Annotated in this window: 13 protein-coding genes and 1 other RNA gene; 4 read left to right on the forward strand and 10 right to left on the reverse strand. The window is 63.1% G+C overall.

All coding sequences use genetic code 11. The features are described 5' to 3' along the window. Positions 1-9: 9 nt before the first annotated feature. A non-coding RNA gene (gene ssrS, locus PI93_RS21845) (6S RNA) lies at positions 10-191 on the forward strand. A gap of 123 nt (positions 192-314) precedes the next feature. Here the strand turns inward: ssrS and PI93_RS21850 are convergent. The 3 genes from PI93_RS21850 to PI93_RS21860 form a co-directional block, all read right to left on the reverse strand. Then, positions 315-2,096 carry an acyl-CoA dehydrogenase gene (locus PI93_RS21850; protein WP_039373899.1) on the reverse strand — a complete coding sequence of 594 codons (1,782 nt, stop codon included), beginning with the start codon at positions 2,094-2,096 and terminating at the stop codon, positions 315-317. Between the two features lie 175 nt (positions 2,097-2,271). Further along, positions 2,272-3,204 carry an electron transfer flavoprotein subunit alpha/FixB family protein gene (locus PI93_RS21855; protein WP_159372140.1) on the reverse strand — a complete coding sequence of 311 codons (933 nt, stop codon included), beginning with the start codon at positions 3,202-3,204 and terminating at the stop codon, positions 2,272-2,274. Between the two features lie 13 nt (positions 3,205-3,217). Continuing rightward, entirely contained in the window at positions 3,218-3,967 is a 750-nt protein-coding gene (locus PI93_RS21860; protein ID WP_039375881.1) for an electron transfer flavoprotein subunit beta/FixA family protein, read from the reverse strand. 369 nt (positions 3,968-4,336) lie between these two features. Here PI93_RS21860 and PI93_RS21865 point away from each other — a divergent pair, with 369 nt between their 5' ends. Beyond that, the gene (locus PI93_RS21865) at positions 4,337-5,251 is read left to right on the forward strand and encodes an alpha/beta hydrolase (protein ID WP_236105757.1); all 915 of its coding nucleotides are present in this window, start codon (positions 4,337-4,339) and stop codon (positions 5,249-5,251) included. 131 nt (positions 5,252-5,382) lie between these two features. Continuing rightward, positions 5,383-6,156, forward strand: a complete 774-nt coding sequence (locus tag PI93_RS21870) for a ferredoxin--NADP reductase (protein ID WP_039373861.1) — start codon at positions 5,383-5,385, stop codon at positions 6,154-6,156. Positions 6,157-6,208: 52 nt separating this feature from the next. Here the strand turns inward: PI93_RS21870 and PI93_RS21875 are convergent, their stop codons facing one another. Both PI93_RS21875 and PI93_RS21880 read right to left on the reverse strand, forming a co-directional pair. Then, entirely contained in the window at positions 6,209-7,033 is an 825-nt protein-coding gene (locus PI93_RS21875; protein WP_039373863.1) for an enoyl-CoA hydratase, read from the reverse strand. A gap of 57 nt (positions 7,034-7,090) precedes the next feature. Further along, a complete protein-coding gene (locus tag PI93_RS21880; RefSeq protein ID WP_039373865.1) occupies positions 7,091-8,014 on the reverse strand; it encodes a histone deacetylase family protein in 924 nt (307 codons plus the stop codon). 462 nt (positions 8,015-8,476) lie between these two features. Between PI93_RS21880 and mltB the strand changes: the two genes are divergently transcribed. Beyond that, complete coding sequence (mltB, locus tag PI93_RS21885) at positions 8,477-9,706, forward strand: lytic murein transglycosylase B (protein ID WP_236105755.1); 1,230 nt, start codon at positions 8,477-8,479, stop codon at positions 9,704-9,706. A 132-nt stretch (positions 9,707-9,838) separates the two neighbouring features. Here mltB and cysM read toward each other — a convergent pair whose 3' ends face one another. The 5 genes from cysM to PI93_RS21910 form a co-directional block, all read right to left on the reverse strand. Next, the gene (gene cysM / locus PI93_RS21890; protein ID WP_039373867.1) at positions 9,839-10,741 is read right to left on the reverse strand and encodes a cysteine synthase CysM; all 903 of its coding nucleotides are present in this window, start codon (positions 10,739-10,741) and stop codon (positions 9,839-9,841) included. 116 nt (positions 10,742-10,857) lie between these two features. Further along, complete coding sequence (locus PI93_RS21895) at positions 10,858-11,625, reverse strand: ComEA family DNA-binding protein (protein WP_039373869.1); 768 nt, start codon at positions 11,623-11,625, stop codon at positions 10,858-10,860. A gap of 168 nt (positions 11,626-11,793) precedes the next feature. After that, positions 11,794-12,798, reverse strand: a complete 1,005-nt coding sequence (gene rfaD / locus PI93_RS21900; protein ID WP_039373870.1) for an ADP-glyceromanno-heptose 6-epimerase — start codon at positions 12,796-12,798, stop codon at positions 11,794-11,796. Further along, a complete protein-coding gene (gene rfaE1 / locus PI93_RS21905) occupies positions 12,795-13,784 on the reverse strand; it encodes a D-glycero-beta-D-manno-heptose-7-phosphate kinase (protein WP_052240938.1) in 990 nt (329 codons plus the stop codon). Before rfaE1 ends, rfaD begins: the two co-directional genes overlap by 4 nt. A gap of 17 nt (positions 13,785-13,801) precedes the next feature. After that, a complete protein-coding gene (locus tag PI93_RS21910; RefSeq protein ID WP_039373872.1) occupies positions 13,802-15,175 on the reverse strand; it encodes a UDP-glucose dehydrogenase family protein in 1,374 nt (457 codons plus the stop codon). Positions 15,176-15,185 lie beyond the last annotated feature (10 nt).

Here is a 15,185-nt window from a genome sequence, read left to right on the forward strand (position 1 = left end):
AAAGGTTAGTTTTCCCTGCCTGGTTCGCGAAAGTCATAGATTCCTTGAACCAATGATCTGTTGCAGGTTGCGGAAGTTTGTAGTGCTGGCGTGAGCGTCACTCTGTCTGATGAACCCAAAGCGCTACTAACCGCGACCACCTTGAGCCTCACGGTTCAGGATGCCGGCTTAGCGGCTGAGGCGGGGACCCAATACACGGCACTGCGAAAGCAGTGCCGTTTTTTTTCGTCCATGCCGTGCACATCGGCACGATGGTCTCTCCCATGAAAAAGGCGACCCGCAGGTCGCCTTTTTTGTCGCGTCACAACGCTCGCTCAGAACTGCGCTTCGGTCAGCGACAGCGCCGAGTCCGCCCCCTCGGTAATCGTCTGCGCAAGACCCGGCGCCTGCGTGAGGATGTGATCCGCGAAGAAACGGGCCGTGCCGATCTTGGCGTCGTAGAACGACGGGTCCTGATCGCGCAATTTTTGCGCCGCGAGCAACGCGCGCCCCATCTGCCAGCCACCCAGCACGATACCAGCGAGCTTCAGGTACGGCACGCTGCCCGCAAACACGGCATTCGCGTTGTCCTGCGTGTTGGCAACCACGTAATCGACTACGATCGACAACGCTTCGCGGCCCTTTGCGAGACGCTCCGCCACCGAATGTCCCACACCGCCCGCCGCGCGCAGTTCGTTCTCCGTCGAGAGGATCTGCTCGCACAACGCACGCGCCACCGCGCCGCCATCGCGCAAGGTCTTGCGGCCGATCAGGTCGTTCGCCTGAATCGCTGTCGTGCCTTCGTAGATGGGAAGAATGCGTGCGTCGCGATAGTACTGTGCGGCGCCCGTCTCTTCAATGAAGCCCATGCCGCCGTGCACCTGCACGCCAAGGCTCGTGACCTCCAGCGACATTTCCGTGCTCCAGCCCTTCACGATCGGCACGAGGAACTCGTAGACAGCCTGCGCACGTTTGCGCTCGGCGGCATCGGCGGCGTGATGTCCGATATCGGCCTGCGCCGCTGCCACATAAGCGAGGGCGCGCGCACCTTCGGTCAGTGCACGCATCGTCATGAGCATGCGCTTGACGTCAGGGTGATGGATGATCGACACGGCGTCGCGTGAGGAGCCATCCACCGGGCGGCTTTGCAGACGATCGCGTGCATACGCCACGGCGTGCTGATAAGCCCGGTCGGCCACGGCCACACCTTGCATGCCCACCGCAAAACGTGCGGCGTTCATCATGATGAACATGTATTCGAGACCGCGATTCTCCTCGCCGATGAGGTAGCCCTTCGCCCCGCCGTTGTCGCCGAATTGCAGCACCGCGGTCGGGCTCGCCTTGATACCGAGCTTATGTTCGATGGACACGCAATGCACATCGTTGCGCGCGCCGAGATTGCCCTCGGCATCGACATCGAACTTCGGTACGATGAACAGCGAAATGCCCTTCACGCCCGGCGGCGCATCGGGCGTGCGCGCCAGCACGAGATGCACGATGTTCCCTGCCATGTCGTGCTCGCCGAACGTGATGAAGATCTTCGTGCCGAAGATGCGATAGGTGCCGTCCGCTTCGCGCTCAGCACGCGTGCGCACCAACGCGAGATCGGACCCGGCCTGCGGCTCGGTCAGGTTCATCGTGCCGGTCCACTCGCCCGAGAGCAGCTTCGGGACGTAGAGCGCACGTTGTGCGTCGGTACCTGCGGTGAGCAATGCTTCGACCGCGCCATCGGTCAGCAGCGGGCACAGGGCGAACGACAGATTCGCGGCATTGAGCATTTCCGTGCAGGGCGTGGCGACGAGCTTGGGCAGCCCCTGTCCGCCGAACTCCTGTGGATGCAGCACCCCCTGCCAGCCGGCTTCCGAAAACTTCCGGAAGGCGTCCTTGAAACCCGGCGTCGTGGTGACGACACCCTCCTTCCACGTACTCGGCTGTTGATCGCCAATGACGTTCAGCGGCGCCAACACTTCCTGATTGAAACGTGCGGCTTCCTCGAGCACGGCCTGCGCAAGTTCGGGCGAGGCATCCTCATAGCCCGGCAATGCCGCGATGCTCGTCAGGTCCGCCAGTTCGTTCATCACGAACTGCATGTCCTTGATCGGGGCCTGATAACTCATGTCGTTCCTCCAAGGGATTCCAATTGCCTGCTGATGGTGGCAAATGCCGGGGTTCTTGTTATTTTGTTTGACCGATTCGCATGAAGATGCCGGGTCGCTGGCCGACCGCCTCCTCATGCGGATCGGCTGCGGGAGGCACTCGCATGCGCTCCCGCAACGTCACCTCACGACACGCTTACAGCGCGCCCGTCAGTTCCGGCACCACCGTGAACAGATCGCCCACCAGACCGTAGTCCGCCACCGAGAAAATCGGCGCTTCCGGATCCTTGTTGATCGCCACGATCACCTTCGAATCCTTCATCCCGGCCAAGTGCTGGATCGCCCCGGAAATCCCCACCGCGATATACAACTGCGGTGCCACGATCTTGCCCGTCTGACCCACCTGATAGTCGTTCGGCACATACCCCGCGTCCACCGCCGCGCGCGACGCGCCCAGCGCCGCACCCAGCTTGTCCGCCAGCGGCTCCAGCACCTTGGTGTAGTTCTCCCCGCTGCCCAGCCCCCGGCCACCCGAGACGATGATCTTCGCGCTCGTGAGCTCCGGACGGTCCAGCTTCGTCACCTCACGCCCCACGAACTGCGACACGCCCGCGTCCGGCGTTGCCGCCACGGCTTCCACCGCCGCGCTGCCGCCCGTCGCCGCCGCCGGGTCGAAACCCGTCGAGCGCACCGTGATCACTTTCACCTTGTCCGCGCTTTGCACCGTCGCAATCGCGTTGCCCGCATAGATCGGACGCTCGAACGTGTCGGCGCTGTCGACCTTCGTGATATCCGAAATCTGTGCGACGTCCAGCAGCGCTGCCACGCGCGGCGCGATGTTCTTGCCGTAGGCGGTGGCCGTGGCCAGAATGTGCGAATAGTTGCCCGCGATCGACACCACCTCGTCGGCGATGTTCTCGGCCAGACCGTCGGCGAAGTACGGCGCATCCGCCAGCAGCACCTTCTTCACGCCCGCGATCTGCGCAGCCGCGTCAGCCGCCGCCTTCGCGTTCGAGCCGGCCACCAGCACGTGCACGTCGTCGCCGCATTGCAGCGCTGCCGTCACCGTGTTGAGCGTCGCCGCCTTGATCGATTGGTTGTCGTGTTCGGCAATTACCAGAATGCTCATCTCGTCGTCTCCCTTAGATGACCTTCGCTTCGGTCTTCAGCTTATCGACGAGCGCTGCCACGTCCGCCACCTTCACCCCTGCGCTGCGCTTGGGCGGCTCGGCCACCTTCAGCGTCTTCAGACGCGGGCTCACATCCACGCCCAGATCCGCAGGCTTGACCGTCTCCAGCGGCTTCTTCTTCGCCTTCATGATGTTGGGCAGCGTCACATAACGCGGCTCGTTCAGGCGCAAGTCCGTCGTGATCACTGCCGGCAACGACAGCGACACCGTCTCCAGACCGCCGTCCACCTCGCGCGTGACCTGTGCCCGGTTATCCGCCACCGTCACCTTCGAGGCGAACGTCGCCTGCGGCAGCCTGGCAAGCGCCGCGAGCATCTGACCGGTTTGATTGGAGTCGTCGTCGATCGCTTGCTTGCCAAGGATCACCAGTTGCGGTTGCTCCTTGTCCACGATCGCCTTGAGCAGCTTGGCCACCGCCAGCGGCTGCAATTCCTCGTCCGACTCGATCAGGATCGCGCGATCCGCGCCGATGGCCAGCGCCGTGCGCAGCGTCTCCTGCGACTGCGCCACGCCCGCCGACACCGCGATCACTTCCGTGGCTACGCCCGCTTCCTTCAGGCGCACTGCCTCTTCCACCGCGATTTCGTCGAACGGATTCATCGACATCTTCACGTTCGCAATGTCGACGCCGCTGCCGTCGCTCTTCACGCGAACCTTTACGTTGTAATCCACTACCCGTTTGACCGGTACCAGGATCTTCATGAACTCGCTCCAAAGTTACGTTTACGTCAATCCGCTGCCATTATAACCACACAGCAAATGACGCATTTATTGCATATTTGAGGTATTTTGTGGCGAGCATTTTTGACGTTCTGTCGAATGGCCACGAATGCACGATCCTCGCGATAGCGGCGCCGGAACCGAGGAGATGCCCGTCTTCACAGGCACGCCCAACCCCGAACGATCGTGCTATTTTTATGCAAATCGTGACGCACAGCCAGTATCCTTGTGGTGCATTTCCTCTAGAGAAATCGCCCCGTCGCCAGGGCGCCTATGATCGAATGGCGCACCCGATAATCGCAGTGCCGTCGCATGCATGACGGCCACCCGGCCCTCGCGGCAGGAGGAGACATGACCACCTATTCGGAATCGCGTCTGCAGGCCAGCGACGGCCTGTCTCTGCATGTTCATCGCTGGCAGCCGGAGAGCGGCGGCGAGCCGCTGCGTGGAGTCGTCGCCATCGTTCATGGCATGGGGGAGCACGGAGGACGCTACGCGCGGCTGGCCGAACATTTCGCCACTCACGGCATCGCCACCGTCACTTACGATCTGCGCGGGCATGGCCGCTCAGGCGGTGCACGAGTCTTCGTCAACCACTTCGACGAGTACCTCGACGATACGGAGATCTTCCTCACCCATGTGCGCACCACGTATGGTCCGACGCCGCTCTTCCTGCTAGGCCACAGCATGGGGGGCGCCATCGCGGCGCTATTCACCATCACGCGGGCACCGGCCAATGTACGCGGCCTGATGCTGAGCAGCCCGGCGCTTGCCCCCGGCGAACCCGTCGCAGCGTGGATGGTGACGGCCGGACGCTGGGTGTCGCGTTGGCTGCCCAAAGTCCGTGTGTTCAAGATCGATCCCGCGATGATCGCGCGCGACGAAGCCGTCGTGGCCGCCGCGAAAAAAGATCCGCTCAACGCCTATCGCGGCACGCCTGCGCGCACGGCCGCCGAGCTGCTCGACGCAATGGCGCGGATTCATGCCAACGCCAATGCGCTTCATCTGCCTCTCTACATTTTTCATGGCACCGCCGACCGGCTCACTGCGCCGTGGGCGAGCGAACAATTTCATGACAACGCCGCGTCGCAAGACAAGACGCTACGCCTGTATCCCGGGCACTTTCACGAAACGCTCAATGACCTCGACCGCGAGAAGGTCATCGACGAACTGACAACGTGGCTGTTGCAGCACTTGCCCGACATGCCGGAGACACCGTCGGCACTCCCGCCTCAGCCGGCATTGGGCGCTCACCACGACGCATGAATGCCTGAGCGTCGCGACCGTCGACAGGATGAATCGGCGGAATCCCGCACGTGAGCAGGGTCTCGCCACACAACATGTCGCTGCGCGTTACACTGAACCGTGTGAAGCGTGAATCGCGAGGAGGCTCCCGCATGCAAGCGCAGACGAAATACTCGCCGCAAACGGTCACCGGCATGCATTTCTGGACGCCGACGATCTTCAGCATCAAGACCACGCGCCCCGCCGGCTTGCAATTCACGGCGGGCCAGTTCGTGCGACTGGGGCTGCCGGGCGACGACGGCGAATTGATCTGGCGAGCGTATTCCTTCGTCAACTCGCCCGCCGAAGATACATTGGAGTTCTACGTAATTACGATTCCCGAAGGACAGTTGACGCCTCGTCTTTCGCGGCTCAAGGTCGGCGACGAACTGTTCGTAGATCACACGGCATACGGCTTCCTGACGCTTGACCGGTTCACCGGCGGCGACGACCTCTGGCTGCTCGCCACCGGCACCGGCCTGGCGCCGTTCGTGTCGATCCTGCGCGATCCCGCCGTCTGGCAACGCTTCAAGCGCATCTTCGTCGTACACAGCGTGCGCTGGGAACGCGATCTGGCTTACTACGAAGAACTGCGGCACTTCTCGCATCCGGACATCGATCCGTCACTGGTCGACAAACTTCGCTTCGCCGTGTGCGTAACACGGGAGCAAACGCCGGAGGCGCTGCATGGACGCGTCACGTCGTTGCTAGCCTCGGGGGAACTGGAGACCGCGATGGGTGCGACGCTCGATCCGGCGACATCGCGCATCATGGTGTGTGGCAATCCGGATATGGTCAAAGAATTGCGCGCCTGGTTCACCGGCAACGGCTACGCGGTGAGCCGTACCGCCACGCCGGGGCCGCTCGTGCTTGAAAAGCAGTGGTAGCGCGCGGCAACGTCCGACGTTGTGCGCGAAGGGACTGGCACCCCGCTCGTCCCTAACCGGGCGGCGTCGACCAGTCGGGTGCGCGCTTCTCGATGAACGCTTGCACGCCTTCGAGCGCACACGCATCCATCATGTTGCATGCCATCGTCTGTCCGGCCATCTGATATGCCGCTTCGATTCCCGTCTCGGCCTGCCGGTAGAACAGCCCCTTGCCGGCAGCCACCGCTGCGGCCGGTTTCGCGAGAATCGCCCGGCATAGCGCCGCCACTTCCGAGTCCAGTCGCTCCATGGGCACCACGCGGTTGACGAGACCGCGCTCGCGGGCCGTCTCAGCATCGATGAACTCGCCCGTGAGCAACATTTCCATCGCCTGCTTGCGCGTGAGATTGCGCGAGAGCGCCACGCCCGGTGTCGCACAGAACAGGCCAACGTTGATCCCCGAGACAGCGAAGCGCGCCGCCGACGTCGCCACGGCCAGATCGCACATGGCCACCAACTGACACCCCGCCGCCGTCGCAATGCCGTGCACCCGTGCAATCACAGGCTGGGGCATGCGTTGCATCGTCAGCATGACGCGCGTGCATTGATTGAACAACGTGCGGTAGTAGTCGAGCGACGGCTCGGCACGCATCTCCTTGAGATCGTGTCCTGCGCAGAATGCCGGGCCGGCGGCAGCGAGCACCACCACCCGTGCGGCGGCGTCCCGGGCAACGTCGTCGAGCGCATGTTGCAGCGCGTCGAGCATCGCCTCGGACAGGGCGTTGAATTGACGCGGGCGATTCAGCGTGAGTGTGACCACACCGGCCAGTTCGCCCTCGCCGCGCGTGACGAGGACCAGCGGCGCATGCGTTGCGGCCGTGGATTCGGATGCCGTCATGTTCGTCTCCTGCGCCGCGTCTGTGCACGGCATCGCACCTTTGGCGAGTGCGAAGCGTCAAACGTCGGCGAGCACCTTCAGATGCGCGACAACGCTGCGTCCGAGCGCCGACAGGTTGTAGCCGCCTTCGAGACAGCTCACGATGCGCCCCTTCGAATGACGATCGGCAATCGCTTTGACACGCTCGGTCATCCAAGTGAAGTCCGCCTCGGTCAGCCCGAGATTGCCAAGATCGTCTTCGCGGTGCGCATCGAACCCCGCCGAGAAGAAGATCATCTCGGGACGGAACGCTTCGAGTTGCCCCAGCCATCCATAGTCGATCGCCTCGCGCGCCTGCATACCCGACGTGCGCGCCGCGAGCGGAATGTTGAGCATGTTCGGCGCCGGATCGACGGCCCCGGAAAACGGGTAGAACGGGTGCTGGAAAATACCGCACATCAGCACGCGTTCGTCGTTGCCGAACGCCGCTTCCGTACCGTTGCCGTGATGCACGTCGAAGTCGACGATGGCCACACGCGAGAGCCCGTGCACTTCCAGCGCATGGGCGGCGGCAATCGCAACATTGTTGAACAGGCAAAAGCCCATGGCGCGCGTCGGCGTCGCGTGATGGCCCGGCGGTCGCACGCTGCAAAAAGCATTGTCGAGTTCACCGCGAATGACGGCGTCGGTGGCCGCAATCGCCGCCCCCGCAGCACGGGTGGCCGCACGCCAAGAATACGGATTGAGCAACGTGTCCGGATCGATCGGAAAATAGCCCGACTCGGGAATGTTGTCGCGAATGAAGTCGATGTGATCCTGCGTGTGCACAAGCCGCAGACTGGCCTCGTCAGCCGCCGGTGCTTCGCGGCGCTCGAGCAGACCGTCAATGCGTCCGGCAATCAACTGGTCCTCGATGGCGCGCAGCCGCTCGGGACATTCCGGATGCCACTCTCCCATCTCGTGACGGATGCAATCGGGGTGCGTATAAAACCCGGTAGCCATTCGTTGTGTCGCCTATCGCTTCGAATCGTTATATTGGGACGGGCGGGGGATGCCCGCCGCGCCGTGGTCTCCACGTCCGGTAGCGGCCGGGCGTGGTGCCTGGCTCACGGTGCCGCACTGCACTGGCACACGCGTGCCGATGGCCGGCATCCCCCTGAACACTGTCACCAACAGTGCACAGGCCTTAAGGTATCACAGGTGCACTCGGTTATACTGCCAAGCAGTCTCCCAGCAGACCCGTGTCAGCCGGTAAGCGCCGTTCTCCTGAAATTCGGGACGGCAGGAACTGGCATGAATGGTTGGTGCTCTAGTCTGAACCGCGTGTCGCTTCGCTTTGGAATCGCTTCCGCATCGTTTCCAAATCGTTTCGATACCGAACGACAACAGCATCAACGCGACTAACGCGACGACGGCCCTTGCGGCTGCCTCGCATTCGGACTTCATACAGGCCTGACAGACAGCATGACATCACCGGTACGGATGTACGACTCGCTCCCGCTGGCGCTCTCGCGCCTCACTCATCGACCGGACACTGGCCGTCATCTCACGGCTACCTTCCGCAAGTCTTCCGACACCACGCGCCCTATGCGACTGTCGCGCCCCGTTCGCGCGCTCGGCGTTGCCCTGTGCATTGGCGCCTTCGCGCTGACGGCGGCCAGCGTGCACGCGCAGACGCGTCCGAAACAAGTGGCGCAGACAGAGTTCGAGGAAGAAGTGGTGCCGCAGCGCTACGCGGCGAACCCCGAGGTCGATGCATTCATCAACGACATCGTGGCGCGTGACGGTTTCGATCGCGCCGAGTTGCAGCGGGTGTTCTCGCGCGTTGTGTTCTCGCAGACGGCAGCGCGACTGGCCGCGCCGCCCGCTACGCCCGGTCAGAAGAACTGGACGAAGTACGAGCGCAATTTTCTCGACAACACACGCATCAATGGCGGCGTGCGTTTCTGGAATCAGAACGCCGCGGCGCTCTCGCGCGCGGCCAAGCAATATGGCGTGCCCGAGGAGATCATCGTCGCGATCATCGGCGTAGAGACGATCTACGGGCGCAACATGGGCAACTTCCGCACCATCGACGCCCTCACCACGCTCGCGTTCGACTATCCGCCCGCACGCAATCGCTCGGAACGCATGGCGCTCTTTCGCAACGAGCTGGAAAACCTGCTGCTCTATGCGCGTGAGCGCGGTGTCGACCCGTTCAGCATTTACGGCTCCTATGCGGGCGCCATCGGCATTCCGCAGTTCATGCCCTCCTCGATCCGTAACTACGCGGTCGACTACACCGGCGATGGCAAGATCAATCTGACGACGGATGTGGCCGATGCCATCGGCAGCGTTGCCAACTTCCTCAGGCAGCATGGTTGGCAGCCAGGGCAACCGGTGGTCTGGAACATTGCCGGGGATCGCGGCAGTCAGGGGCTCGCGGAGGCCGGTGCCGACGGACAGCCCGAGCCGCACTGGAAGCTCGGCGACTTCATCAAGGCTGGCATGCTGATGAACGAGCCACGGCTCGACGTGGGCGCATCGCTCGACACGCCGGTGCTCATTGTCGATCTGCCGACACCGGGACAAGCCACGCAGTACCGCATGGGGCTGACCAACTTCTACGTCCTCACCCGCTACAACCGCAGCTTCTTCTATGCCATGTCGGTGTACGACCTGGCCGACGCTATCAAGGCAGCACGCGCACCGTAATTCCGGCGTCTCGGAATACCCGACGCGCATCGTCGTTCGCCATCAAAAAACGGGACCCTCGGGTCCCGTTTTCTTTGTGTCTGCGGCGCGAAGACGCCGTGCTGTCAGGCACCGCTGCATCGCCCTTTACGCTTACGCCGGGAACACGCCCGTCGACAGGTAACGATCGCCACGATCGCACACGACGAACACGATGGTCGCGTTCTCGACTTCACGCGCCAGATTCAGGGCGATGTGGCACGCACCGGCCGCCGAAATACCGCAGAAGATGCCCTCTTCCGCTGCCATGCGGCGCGCCATGATTTCCGAGTCCGCCTGCGTTACCGAGATCGTGCGATCCACGCGTGCGCGATCGAAAATCTTCGGCAGATACGCTTCCGGCCATTTGCGAATCCCTGGAATGCGCGATCCTTCGGCCGGCTCGGCGCCGATGATCTGCACCGCTTCGCTTTGCTCCTTCAGATACTGCGACACGCCCATGATCGTGCCCGTCGTGCCCATCGCGGAGACGAAGTGCGTGACGCGCCCTTCGGTATCGCGCCAGATTTCCGGACCGGTCGTTTCGTAGTGCGCACGCGGATTGTCCGGGTTCGAGAACTGGTCGAGGATGGTGCCGCGTCCGTCGCGCTGCATCTGCTCGGCGAGGTCGCGCGCGTATTCCATGCCGCCCTTGACCGGCGTGAGGATGATTTCCGCACCGTAGGCGCCCATGCTCTGACGACGCTCGATAGAGAGGTCTTCCGGCATGATGAGGACCATCTTGTAGCCGCGAATGGCAGCCGCCATCGCCAGTGCGATGCCGGTGTTGCCCGAGGTGGCTTCGATGAGCGTGTCGCCCGGTTTGATGCGGCCGCGCAATTCCGCGTGCTTGATCATCGACAGCGCCGGACGGTCTTTCACCGAACCCGCCGGGTTGTTGCCCTCGAGCTTGCCGAGAATCACGTTGTTTCGGCGGCGGATGTCGTCGTCGGGCAAACGCACCAGTTGCACCAACGGCGTATTGCCGATGGTGTCTTCGATAGTCTTATAGGCCATTGCGCTAAGCTTTTTCGGTCGGGAATCGAAACATTCTAATCCACCGGCCATGACCGCGCTCAGGGTAGGGCTACGGCCGGACATCGCCCCCGCGAATATCCGGCCACCCGGGGGCCTCAGGACTTCGGCGCGCTGGCCGGCGACGGGGCCTTGGCCTTCTTCGACTTGGACGGCTTGGCCGACGTCGAATCGGTCGCCGTAGCTGCCGGGGCCGACGCCGCCGACGGGGTCGCCGCTGCCTTGGCCGACTTGGCGTCCTTCGACTTCTTCGACTTGGTTGCCTTCGTGTCAGACGCCCCTGCAGCCGATGCGGCTGCCGGAACCGGCGTACCGGGCTTGGCCGGCGTGGCCGTCGGCCCAGGGGTGGCGGGCTTCATGGTCTGGCCAGCGGCCGGGGTGGGAGTCGGCGTCTTCTGCGTGGCCGTGGCCGGCATGGTCGCTGCCGGGGTTGCCGGTGTCGGGGCGGCCGTTACGGGCTTGGCCGGGGCCGCAGGCGCAGCAGGCGTTTGCGCGGCCTGTGGTGCCGGCTTGGACGGTGTCGCAGGCGCCTGCGCTGTCGGCGCGGGGGTTGACGGGGATTTTGCCGCCGGTGTCGGCGCGGCCGGGACCGCAGCACCGCCCTGTCCGTTGATCGTCATGCCTTCGGATTGGAGCGTGGAGACGGACTTGGCCCCCAGTCCCTTCACGCGTTTGGCCACATCCGCGGCGTCCTTGTAGGGGCCGTGGGCATTGCGCTCGTCGATGATGGCCTTGGATTTGACCGGCCCAATGCCCTTGAGCGTTTCGAGCTGCGTCTGGTCGGCGGAATTGATGTCGACGGCGGCCATGGCCAGGCCGCACAGGGTGAAAAAGGCAACAACCGCCAGCAAGAGTTTGCGAAGCATGATGTGTTCCTTATGAGGTCACTCGGGCCAATATCGTGGATACCCCCGATACCTCCTTAACGCCCCAGTGCGTCTGCGGATGACATCCGACACGATTTAAAGCAAAACGGGGAGCCGTCTGGCTCCCCGTTTGTCCGGCGCTCGTTGGCAACCCCGGCGCCCCGGCGCTTACTGCGCGAGCAGCCAGCGCACGTAACGCGATACCCCTTCGCCCACCGTGTAGAACGGCTGCTGATAGCCGCCCGCCTGACGCAGATGGTCGATGTTCGCCTGCGTAAAGCACTGATACTTGCCGCGCAGCGCGTCCGGGAACGGGATGTACTCCACCAGCCCCTGTTTGACCAATTCGTCGAGCGTTAGCGGAGCTTCGCCGGCCTCTGCACGCAGCGTGTTGATCACAGCCACGGCGATGTCGTTGAAAGGCTGCGCACGGCCCGAGCCCAGGTTGAAGATACCGCTGCGCTCCGGATGATCGAAGAAGTGCAGGTTGACCTTGACCACGTCTTCTACCGACACGAAATCGCGGCTTTGCGTGCCGGCAGCGTAACCGTTGTACTCGCCGAAGAGTTTCACCCGGCCATTGGCGCGGAATTCGTTGAAGTTGTGATACGCGACCGATGCCATCCGCCCCTTGTGCGCTTCACGCGGGCCGTACACATTGAAGTAACGGAAACCCGCCACCTGACTCGGCAGCTTGCCGCCAGCGTCACGCATGGCGCGACGCACGATCTGGTCGAACAGGAATTTCGAGTAACCGTAGACGTTCAGCGGCTTCTCGTACTCACGCGTTTCCACGAAGGTTTCCGACGCGCCATACGTTGCCGCCGACGATGCATAGAGAAACGGCACGGTCTGAGCCTGGCACGCTTCGAACAACGCACGCGTGTAGCGGAAGTTGTTCTCCATCATGTAGCGGCCGTCCGTCTCCATCGTGTCGGAGCAAGCGCCTTCGTGGAAGATCGCACGCACACGGCCGAAATCACGGCGCTGGAAGCGCGCGACAAAATCGGTCTTGTCGAGATAATCACTGATCTCGCAATCGACCAGATTGCGGAATTTGTCGGCACGCGTGAGATTGTCGACCGCGACGATATCGGTCTCGCCACGCTCGTTGAGGGCTTTGACAAGGTTCGCGCCGATGAAACCGGCGGCGCCGGTCACGATGATGGTCATGTCAGTTCGGAAAAGAGTTCGTTGTAGTCCACGGTCGCCGTACCCAGCTTGCCCACGACGATACTGCCTGCGCGATTGGCCAGCACGACGGCCTGCGCCAGCGGCAGGCCGGCAGAGAGCGACGCCGCAAGCGTTGCGATCACGGTATCTCCGGCACCCGACACGTCGTACACTTCCCGCGCCTGGGCCGGCACATGCAACGCACCGCCCTCGGTGAAGAGCGTCATGCCCTCTTCCGAACGCGTGAGCAGCAGCGCTTCGAGGTTCAGCGACTCCCGCAGGTTCTGCGCACGCGCCGTGAGGTCGTCCTCCGAGCGCCATTCGCCCACGACCTGCTGCAATTCCGCCCGGTTCGGGGTCAGGATCGTGGCGCCGCGATAGCGCTCGTAGTCGCTGCCCTTCGGGTCGACGAGAACCGCCTTACCCGCCGCGCGTGCGGCATCGATCATCGGTTGAACGTGCGTCAGACCGCCCTTCGCGTAGTCGGAGAGCAACACGACGTCGTAGCTGGCAAGCAGTTGACGATACTGGTCGAGCACCGCCAGCAATACCTCATGCGCCGGCTGATTCTCGAAGTCGATGCGCAGCAGTTGCTGCTGACGCGACACGATGCGCAGCTTGATCGTCGTGGCCAGATGGGCGTCTCGCGTCACGTAGGCGGTGACACCGCTCGTATCGAGCATGTCGACGACACGCTCGGCCGGCTCGTCTTCACCCAGCACGCATAGCAGACCGGCCTGCGCACCCAGCGATGTAGCGTTGAGCGCCACGTTCGCCGCACCACCCAAACGCTCTTCATTGCGCTTGACGTGCACGACCGGCACCGGGGCTTCCGGCGAAATGCGATTGACGTCGCCAAACCAGTAGCGATCGAGCATCACGTCGCCAACGATCAGCACGCGCGCGCGACTGAAAGCCTCGCGAGGTACCGTAGGCACGCCCGGTGCCTGGACCGTGCGCGTGAGCGAAGTTGCCGTCGAAGTCATTCGTCGCTCCAGGAAATTCAGGCGGGCTTGTGCAGATCGCGGCCAATCGCGTGGTACTCGATGCCGAGTTCCTGCATGGCTTCCGGATCGTACAAATTACGACCGTCGAAAATCAGCGGCAACGACAGTGCCGTTTTGACTTTCGCAAAGTCCGGGCTGCGGAAGGCCTTCCACTCCGTGACGATAACGAGTGCGTCGGCGCCCGTCAGCGTGTCGTTCTGCGTCGCACAGAATTCGATGCGGGCATGCGCTGCGGCATCGTCTGCGAAGTCCAGCGCGATCACGCGACGAGCTTCGTCGAGCGCCACCGGGTCGTAGGCTCGCACACGAGCCCCCCGGCGCACGAGTTCTTCGATGACGCGACGGCTGGGCGCCTCACGCATGTCGTCCGTATTCGGCTTGAACGCCAGCCCCCACAGTGCAAATGTCTTGTCCGACAGATCGTCGCCAAGGCGCTTGACGATCTTTTCGATCAACACCGTCTTTTGGGTTTCATTCACCGCTTCCACGGCGTTAAGAATACGCAGCGGCAAGCCATAGTCCTCGGCGGTTCGCACAAGTGCCTGCACATCCTTCGGGAAGCACGAGCCGCCGTAACCGCAACCGGCATACAGGAAGTGATAGCCAATGCGCGGGTCGGAACCGATGCCCTGACGCACATCTTCGATATCCACGCCGACGCGATCGGCCAGATTGGCCAGTTCGTTCATGAACGAGATACGGGTGGCCAGCATGGCGTTCGCCGCGTACTTGGTGAACTCCGCCGAGCGCACGTCCATGTAAAGCGTGCGTTCGTGATTGCGGTTGAACGGCGAGTACAGACGCTTCATCATCGCGCGCGCCTGTTGGCCGTCGGTGTCGTCGTCCACCCCGATCACGATGCGGTCCGGACGCATGAAATCGTCCACCGCCGCGCCTTCCTTCAGGAATTCGGGATTCGAGACAACGGAGAACGACACGTCCTCGCCCCGCTTGGCCAGTTCTTCGGCCACGGCGACACGCACCTTGTCGGCCGTGCCTACCGGCACCGTCGATTTGTCGACGATCACCTTGAAGCTCTTGGCGTAACGACCAATGTTGCGCGCCGCGGCCACCACGTATTGCAGATCGGCGGAGCCATCTTCGTCCGGGGGCGTGCCCACGGCGATGAACTGTACATCGCCGTGCGCGACAGACGCTTCGATGTCCGTCGAAAAGTGCAATCGGCCGGCTTCGCGATTGCGCGCGATGATTTCCTGCAGACCGGGTTCGTGAATCGGCACACCGCCGTTGTTCAGAATGTCGATCTTGCGCTGATCGACGTCGAGACAGAACACGTCGTTGCCGACGTCCGCGAGACAAGCGCCCGTAACGAGGCCGACGTATCCGGAGCCGATGATGGTGACTTTCATGATTGCGCGA

Source organism: Pandoraea fibrosis, from assembly GCF_000807775.2.
Taxonomy (GTDB): Bacteria; Pseudomonadota; Gammaproteobacteria; order Burkholderiales; family Burkholderiaceae; genus Pandoraea; species Pandoraea fibrosis.

Bases quoted from the DNA above. Each gene is read 5' to 3' on its own strand.
- rfaE1 (WP_052240938.1), bottom strand. From the start codon at position 13,784: ATGACTTCGACGGCAACTTCGCTCACGCGCACGGTCCAGGCACCGGGC.
- PI93_RS21865 (WP_236105757.1), top strand. From the start codon at position 4,337: ATGACCACCTATTCGGAATCGCGTCTGCAGGCCAGCGACGGCCTGTCT.
- PI93_RS21870 (WP_039373861.1), top strand. From the start codon at position 5,383: ATGCAAGCGCAGACGAAATACTCGCCGCAAACGGTCACCGGCATGCAT.
- rfaD (WP_039373870.1), bottom strand. From the start codon at position 12,798: ATGACCATCATCGTGACCGGCGCCGCCGGTTTCATCGGCGCGAACCTT.
- PI93_RS21880 (WP_039373865.1), bottom strand. From the start codon at position 8,014: ATGGCTACCGGGTTTTATACGCACCCCGATTGCATCCGTCACGAGATG.
- PI93_RS21860 (WP_039375881.1), bottom strand. From the start codon at position 3,967: ATGAAGATCCTGGTACCGGTCAAACGGGTAGTGGATTACAACGTAAAG.
- PI93_RS21850 (WP_039373899.1), bottom strand. From the start codon at position 2,096: ATGAGTTATCAGGCCCCGATCAAGGACATGCAGTTCGTGATGAACGAA.
- mltB (WP_236105755.1), top strand. From the start codon at position 8,477: ATGACATCACCGGTACGGATGTACGACTCGCTCCCGCTGGCGCTCTCG.
- PI93_RS21875 (WP_039373863.1), bottom strand. From the start codon at position 7,033: ATGACGGCATCCGAATCCACGGCCGCAACGCATGCGCCGCTGGTCCTC.
- PI93_RS21910 (WP_039373872.1), bottom strand. From the start codon at position 15,175: ATGAAAGTCACCATCATCGGCTCCGGATACGTCGGCCTCGTTACGGGC.
- cysM (WP_039373867.1), bottom strand. From the start codon at position 10,741: ATGGCCTATAAGACTATCGAAGACACCATCGGCAATACGCCGTTGGTG.
- PI93_RS21895 (WP_039373869.1), bottom strand. From the start codon at position 11,625: ATGCTTCGCAAACTCTTGCTGGCGGTTGTTGCCTTTTTCACCCTGTGC.
- PI93_RS21855 (WP_159372140.1), bottom strand. From the start codon at position 3,204: ATGAGCATTCTGGTAATTGCCGAACACGACAACCAATCGATCAAGGCG.